Raw genomic sequence first — 7,042 nt, 5'->3', positions numbered from 1 at the left:
GCGTCGGGAAATGGCGAAGCACTGTGGGATCAGTGATCCGTATATTTAATAAATGGAGCGGTGATCCGGATATTAAATCCCTGGATATCAAATCCATATATGGATCACTGCTCCATAAGATACCGCGCATTTGTGCGAATGGAAACAGAAACGTGGTGCGACGCCACCTAAGGAGCATGACATGAACAGATTGCATCAAAAAACCGCCGTGATCACCGGTGGCGCTACCGGCATCGGCCTCGCCGCAGCAAAGCGCTTCATCGAGGAGGGCGCCTTCGTCTTCATCTTCGGCCGCCGGCAGGAAGCGCTCGACGCCGCCATGGCTGACCTTGGCCCCAATGCCCGTGCGGTGAAGGGCTCGATCACCGATCCGGACGACCTCGACCGGCTCTACGCGGCGGTGAAGGCCGAGCGAGGAACTCTCGACATCGTCTTCGCCAATGCCGGGGCGGGCGGCCCGCTTCCGCTCGGCAAGCTCACCGCCGAGCACATTGACGAAACCTTCGACACCAATGTGAAGGGAACGATCTTCACGGTCCAGAAGGCGTTACCACTGATGGGGCAGGGTGGTTCGATCATTCTGACCGGATCGAGTGCCGGCACCACGGGCGCCCCGGCATTCAGCGTCTACAGCGCGAGCAAGGCGGCTGTGCGCAACCTCGCGCGGACCTGGGCGGAAGACTTGAAGGGCACAGGCATCCGGGTCAACGTGCTGTCGCCCGGGCCGACGGCGACCGAACTCGCGAAGGCAGCGCTAGGCGAAGAAGGCATGAAGGTCTTCGCCGCGATGAATCCGCTCCAGCGCATGGCCGATCCGGCCGAACTCGGGGCGGCGGCTGCATTTCTCGCGTCGCAGGACAGCAGCTTCATGACCGCCAGCGAGGTTGCCGTCGACGGAGGCATGGCGCAGGTCTGATGCGGAAGCGGCAGATCGTCCCCGGTGCTGTTAAAGCGCCGGGGACAAACTATCAACGCGGAACAGAGACAGACGCGATTGCTGTAACTGACGAATTCAATTGAAACTCATGAAAGGAAAACGATGAGCTATGCAATTATCGGCTTCGGCAATATTGGCCAGGCCTTGTCCAAGGCGTTTGCCCGTAACGGCATCGAAGTATCCGTTGCCACTACGCGCGACCCCGAGAGCTTTGCATCCGCCGCGGCCGCGATAGGACCCACGATCATTCCCAGGACACTGGCGGAAGCAGTCAAGGCGGACATCATCTTTCTAGCTGTCCGTTTCGAGTCGCACCCGGATGTCGCGAAGGCGCTGTCCACATGGAAGGGAAAGACCATCATCGATGTAACCAACGCCTACGGCGTACCTCCCGAGGAACTGGGCGGGCAGCCTTCTTCCAAGGTCGTTGCTCAGGCCTTCACCGATGCAAGACTGGTCAAGGGCTTCAATCATCTGATCGCTGCCGTCCTGGCCCAGGATCCGGCCGTACACGGCGGCCGCAGAGTCGTTTTTCTTGCGAGCGATGATGAAGACGCCGCAGCGCAGGTCAGTACGCTCGCGGAAAATCTCGGTTTCTCACCCATCAGACTTGGCGGGATTTCGGAGGGTGGACTGCTTGTGCAGGCGCGTGGAAATAGCTGGGGACAACTCATCTTTAAGGACTTGGTCAAGTCCCCGTCCTAAGGCAATTCCGGATTGCGAAGCCGGCCAGTTCGTGCAGCGCTATGCGGTGGTGGGGCAGGTCTCGCGGGAGGCCGTCGTTTCCCCTATCCATGTCCGTTACGTCGTTGCCAATCCGGCGGCTTATCTGTACTTCGACGACAGGCGACCGCAAGCGGACGGCAGCTTTGCTGATGTGAGCGCTCAGTGCCCTACCGCAGGGACATGGAACAATGGCCTCTCCGCCAAGGTGCCTGCTTACGTGCAGCAACCGGTGGCGCCCGCCATGCTCGAAAAAGGCTATTTGCAGCGTGACGTCGTCTACTTGCTTGGCGCCGCTGACAATGATCCGAACGCAGACGCTGTCGGCCAGTCCTGCACGTATAAGAGCCAGGGTGCAACGCGCCTGGAACGCGGGCACGCCTACTTCCGCTACGTGACGGCCGCCGCCGAAGCGGCTCATCTGCCGCAACTGCAGCGGTTGTTCGAAGTGCCTGCAGTTGCGCATCGCACATTCGCCATGTATCACTCGGTATGCGGCTTGGCTGCGCTGTTCGGAAAATCTGGTTGCGAGGAGGCGTTGCATTAAATGCCGGGCAGAATTCGACAGACTGTCGCGCAATCGGCAGGCAGATTGGTTTTTCAATAAGTCTTCATGGGGTATCAACGGTCAATTTGCTCGCTTGGGAAGCAGTGCTATGTGCTTGTCCAATATAAGCTTCAGCTTGCCTTCACGGCGCATGGTATCCAATTGAAGGTTCAAGGCCTTCAGGTGCCGGATACACGGACTTGATTTGGCGATGGCGATGAAATTGTCCGATTCCGAGACATACGGCTTCAAGGCAACGAACTTGTCATTTTGTCCGGAGGCGGTTAAGTAGGCTATTCCGCTGTAGTACCCGGTAATCAAGTAATCGATACGATGCAGTTCAAGTTTCTTGAAATTCATGTAGGCTTTTTGCTCAGCCTCCACTTGCAGATTCCCTTTCAAGAATTCATCGAAACCATTCCCGAACTGATTGCCGAGCGTGACTCCTCCCTTTTTCCCCATCAGGTCATTCCATCCCGAGTAACTGAAGCTTCGTTCCCTCGCAACAAATATGGCAATGGGATTGGCAAATAGCGCGACGTTTGTGTAGATCAGATACTCGCGTCTTTCGGGGGTATCTTTGAGAGAGGAGATCATGTCGATCTCCCCTGTCTGTGCGCTTTTCAGGACGCGATGGAAAGGACCCACATAGCGCACTTCATAAGGGATGCCGAGAGTAGTCAAGGCGCTGGTCGCGATCTCGATACTCGCGCCGGTCAGATGTTTGCCGTCGTACCATTGCAGCGGTGCATAGTCGGAGTCGGCCGAAATGACAACTTTTCGACATTCCTTTTCTTGCGACAAAGCGGCCAACGGGACTAGCGCAAGGAACAAGATACATCGGAACAGAATAGGCATGCGGGGTCTCCCAGCGAATTTTATTTAATATTTTGCCGTATTGTTTCTGTACTATAACCCGAATAAAACCGATGGTAGAAGCTGAAGTTAAAAACCACCGGGACGGTGGTTTTTTATTTTTCTCAGATGGGAGCCGGAATGCGATTGCCGCCATGCTCGCATTTCCCCGCCTCCGAAAAAGAGGCGAGGCACGCTTCTGTTTCTATTCCTATTGTTTGGCCATCTTCCAGCCGCCGCCGAGCACCTTGTAGAGCGTGATGCGGGTTTGCAGCTCCGCAAGTTGCACCTGGATGGATTGCTGCTGAATCGCGAACAGCGAGCGTTGCGCGTCCAGGTATTCCAGGTAGCTGGAATAGCCGGCTTCATAGCGGCTCCTGGCGAAGCCGTAGCGGGCCGACTCGGCAGCCTCCTGGGCCTTCACGGCGCCGGCTTCGTCGGCCAGCGTCGCGCGACCCGCCAGCGCATCGGCGACTTCGCGGAAAGCGACCTGCACCGTCTTTTCATATTGTGCGACGGCGATTTTCTTATCGGTCTCCGCCACGTTCAGGTTGGCGATATTGCGGCCGCCTTCAAAGATGGGAATGGAGATCTGCGGAATGAACGACCAGGAGCGCGATCCCGAGTCGAACAATCCGGACAGCTGGCTGCTGGCGGAGCCGAAGTTTCCCGTCAGGGAAATGCGCGGGAAGAACGCCGCCCGCGCCGCGCCGATGTTGGCGTTTTGCGAACGCAGTACGGCCTCTTGCTGGAGGATGTCCGGCCGTGCGGTGAGCAGGTCCGACGGCAATCCGGCGGGAAGGTCAGGCAGAACCTGTTCGGCAGATGTCGCGTTCGCGGTTCCGATATCCGCTGCGAGCGGATGGCCGACCAGTACGGTCAAGGCATTTTCATCGAGCGTCTTGCGCCGTTCCTGTTGCGCACGCGCGGCCTTGGCCGCTTCGAAAAGCGACTCCGCCTGCCGCAGGTCATATTCGGAACTCGCACCCTCGGCGTACAGCTGCTTTTGCCGTTCATAGGAATCGGCCCGGCTGGCCAGCGTGTTTTCGGTGAGCTGCAACAAGCGCCGGTCGGCCACCAGCGCTTCGTAGGTATTGGCTACTTCGGCAATCAGGCTGATCTGCGCGCTGCGTTGCGCCTGCTCGGTCGCCAAGTAACGTTGCAGCGCTGCCTCGCTCAGGTTCCTGACCCGGCCGAACAGGTCGATTTCAAACGCGGCCAGGCCGACGCCGGCGAAATAGCTGCTGTTGACGCCTGCTTTGCCGGTCGGGTTGACGTCCGCCGGCAGGCGCTGGCGTGCGCCGTTGCCGTTCAACGCAAGGTTGGGCACCTGATCGGCAACCTGGATGTTGTACATGGCCCGGGCGCGTTCGATGTTCAGTGTGGCCATGCGCAGATCGCGGTTGTGGTCGAGCGCGGCGGCGATCACCGACTTCAGTTGTGCATCCTGGAAGAAATCGGTCCAGGCTATCGATGCCGCCTGCCGGGTGTCGGACTGCGTCCCGGCGGGTTCGGCTTTTTGCAAATCGTTCTGCCAATGAGCCGCCACCGGGAAAGCCGGTTGTTGATACGACGGCGCCAGCGAGCACGCCGCCAGCGAGGCGCTGATCAGTGAGATCCCGGCGATTGTCCGCAAGGACTGGAAAGTAATTGTCATCGTGCGTGCCTCAAATAGGAGAGTGGCTGATGCCGGCCGGGTGACCGGGCGCGGCCGGACGTTTCACCTTGAACCAGATGGCGTACAGGGCCGGCAGGAACAGCAGCGTGAGGACGGTGCCGACGCCGACGCCGCCGATCAGGACATACGCCAGAGGCCCCCAGAACGAGGAATGCGTCAGCGGGATGAAGGCCAGCATGGCGGCCACTGCCGTCAGGATGACCGGGCGGGCGCGTCGCACGGTGGACTCGATCACGGCTTCATACGGTGTCATGCCGGACAGCAGGTCGCTGCGGATCTGGTCGACCAGGATCAGCGTGTTGCGGATCAGGATGCCGGCCAGGCCGATCAGGCCGAGGATGGCGTTGAAGCCGAACGGCTGGTGGAAGATCAGCAAGGTCGGCACCGCGCCGACCAGCCCCAGCGGCGCGGTAGCGAAGACCATCCACATGGTGGCAAACGAGCGGACCTGGAACATGATGACGGCCAGCATCAGGATGATCATCAGCGGGAACATCGCGGCCAATGCAACGTCGGCCTTGGCGCTTTCTTCGACCGAACCGCCGGTGTCGATGTGATAACCGGCAGGCAACGCCGCCTTGATGGCGTCCAGCTTGGGCAGGATGGCATGCGTGACGTCGGGCGGTTGCATGCCGTCGCGGACGTCGCCCTGCACGGCGATGTAGAGCTCGCGGTTGTTGCGTTTCAAGACCGCGTCTTCCACATTCGACGACAGCTTGCTGACCTGCGAGAGCGGGACCGCGACGCCGTCCTGCGTGGTCAGGGTCAGGTTGCCGATTTCCGCCAGGCTGGTGCGGTCGCGCTTCACGCCGCGCACCATCACGTCGACAATGCGCAAGCCGTCCCTGACCTGCGTGGTCGAGGCGCCGTTCAGTATCGCTTGCAGCTGCAGGGCGGCATCGCGCGGATTGAGACCGACCTGGCGCAAGCGCTCCTGATCCAGTTCCAGGCGCAAGGTCTGGGTTCGGTCGCCCCAGTCCAGATGCACATCCCGGGTGTCCGGATTGCTCTGCACCACGTCCCTCACTTTGAACGCGATATCGCGCACGGTATTGAGATCGGGACCGACGATGCGGAACAGCACCGGGAACGGCACCGGCGGGCCGAACACGAACTGGCTCACCCGGACGCGGGCATTGGCAAACTTGCCGTCGGCGATCATCTTGCTGAACTTGGCTTTGAGAGCATCGCGGTCTTTGGCGTTGTCAGTCAACACGATCAACTGAGCGAAAGCCGGGTTGGGCAACTCGGGATTGACCGAGAGGAAGAAGCGCGGCGCACCCTGGCCGATGTAGCTGGAGACGATTTTCGCTTCAGGTTCCTTGTGCAGCGCTTCTTCTATCTTCTTGACGGTGGCATCGGTGGCGCTGAATGCGCTGCCGGGCGGCAGGTTGACTTCGATGGTCAGCTCCGGCCGTTCGGAATTGGGGAAGAACTGTTTCTGCACGAAGCCCATGCCGAAAATGGCGGCGGCAAACACGCCGATGGTGATCGCGGCGGTAATCCATTTCTTGTCGACGCACCAGCGCACCAGCGCGCGGAAGCGCTGATAGTTCCTGGTGGCGTAGATGGCATCCTGCCCGCCGGCATGCACCGGGATATTCGGCAGCATCTTGACGCCCAGGTAGGGAATGAAGAGGACCGCGACAAACCACGACGTGATCAGCGAAAACGCCACGACCCAGAAAATGTTGCCGGCATATTCGCCGGCCGTGGACCTGGCGAAGCCGACCGGCAGGAAGCCGATGATGGTCACCAGCGTGCCGGACGCCATCGGGGCGGCGGTAGCGCCCCAGGCATAAGTCGCGGCGGAAATCCGGTCCATGCCTTCTTCCATCTTCACGACCATCATTTCGATCGCGATGATGGCGTCATCGACCAGCAATCCCAATGAAAGGATCAACGCGCCCAGCGTGATGCGGTCGAAGTCGCGCCCCGTCGCCAGCATGATGACGAACACCGCCGACAGCGTGAGCGGCACCGCCGCCGCCACCACGACGCCGACCCGGAAGCCGAGCGTCACCAGGCTGACGATGATGACCACGGCAAGCGCCATGACGAACTTGATCATGAATTCGTCGATCGCCGCCTCAATCGCCAGCGCCTGATCCGATACCTTGGTCAGCGACATGCCCAGCGGAAGCGAGGCCTGAATCAGGTCGCGTTCCTTTGTCAGGGATTTGCCCAGCGTCAAGCCGTTGAAGCCCTTTTTCATGACAACCGCCAGCATCAGCGACGGCTCGTCCTGTATGCGCACCAGGAACGACTTGGGATCTTCGTAGCCGCGCTTGACGTCGGCCTT

6 protein-coding genes are annotated in these 7,042 nt (G+C 60.0%); 3 read left to right on the top strand and 3 right to left on the bottom strand.

The annotated features are described in order from the left end of the window. The first annotated feature begins 181 nt into the window (after positions 1 to 181). The 3 genes from HLUSI_RS0120655 (at position 182) to HLUSI_RS32990 (ending at position 2,207) form a co-directional block, all read left to right on the top strand. Positions 182 to 916 (top strand): SDR family NAD(P)-dependent oxidoreductase, encoded by a 735-nt coding sequence (locus HLUSI_RS0120655; RefSeq protein WP_016835753.1) that lies wholly within the window; start codon positions 182 to 184, stop codon positions 914 to 916. 123 nt (positions 917 to 1,039) lie between these two features. Next, positions 1,040 to 1,642, top strand: a complete 603-nt coding sequence (locus tag HLUSI_RS0120650) for an NADPH-dependent F420 reductase (RefSeq protein ID WP_016835752.1) — start codon at positions 1,040 to 1,042, stop codon at positions 1,640 to 1,642. A gap of 31 nt (positions 1,643 to 1,673) precedes the next feature. Continuing rightward, the gene (locus HLUSI_RS32990) at positions 1,674 to 2,207 is read left to right on the top strand and encodes a hypothetical protein (protein ID WP_157137948.1); all 534 of its coding nucleotides are present in this window, start codon (positions 1,674 to 1,676) and stop codon (positions 2,205 to 2,207) included. 81 nt (positions 2,208 to 2,288) lie between these two features. Here HLUSI_RS32990 and HLUSI_RS0120640 read toward each other — a convergent pair whose 3' ends face one another. From HLUSI_RS0120640 to HLUSI_RS29850, 3 genes are all read right to left on the bottom strand, one after another. After that, entirely contained in the window at positions 2,289 to 3,065 is a 777-nt protein-coding gene (locus HLUSI_RS0120640; RefSeq protein WP_016835750.1) for a substrate-binding periplasmic protein, read from the bottom strand. Positions 3,066 to 3,273: 208 nt separating this feature from the next. Continuing rightward, entirely contained in the window at positions 3,274 to 4,719 is a 1,446-nt protein-coding gene (locus HLUSI_RS0120635) for an efflux transporter outer membrane subunit (RefSeq protein WP_016835749.1), read from the bottom strand. 10 nt (positions 4,720 to 4,729) lie between these two features. Further along, positions 4,730 to 7,042 (bottom strand): efflux RND transporter permease subunit (locus HLUSI_RS29850; RefSeq protein ID WP_016835748.1); only part of this gene is annotated, 2,313 nt, incomplete at its 5' end.

The sequence above is a fragment of the Herbaspirillum lusitanum P6-12 genome (assembly GCF_000256565.1).
GTDB lineage: Bacteria > Pseudomonadota > Gammaproteobacteria > Burkholderiales > Burkholderiaceae_D > Herbaspirillum > Herbaspirillum lusitanum.
The sequence above is the reverse complement of the archived record's forward strand: the minus strand, read 5'-3'. Positions and strand labels throughout refer to the sequence as shown.